Consider the following 253-nt stretch of genomic DNA (forward strand, 5'->3'; position numbering starts at 1 on the left):
GGTGGCTCTGGCCGGCATCACGGCCGGCACGCTGTACCAGAAGCGGTTCTGTCCATCGTTTGATCTGCGCACGGGCTCGGTCATCCAGTACCTGCCTTGCCTGGTGGGGACGGGGGCGCTGGCCTTTGCCACCGAAACCATGCAGGTGCGCTGGAGCGGCGAGTTCCTGTTTGCGCTGGGCTGGCTGGTGCTGGTGCTGTCCGTGGGCGCGGTCAGCCTGCTCAACCTGCTGATACGCCGCGGTGGCGCCGTG

1 pseudogene is annotated in these 253 nt (G+C 67.6%); it reads left to right on the forward strand.

Features of this window, described 5'->3' with window-relative positions:
* Positions 1–253: pseudogene (locus tag ACRHNM_RS17445) on the forward strand (EamA/RhaT family transporter); the annotation flags it as partial.

The sequence above is a fragment of the Psychroserpens mesophilus genome (assembly GCF_050617655.1).
In the GTDB taxonomy this organism is placed as follows: Bacteria; Bacteroidota; Bacteroidia; order Flavobacteriales; family Flavobacteriaceae; genus Psychroserpens; species Psychroserpens mesophilus_A.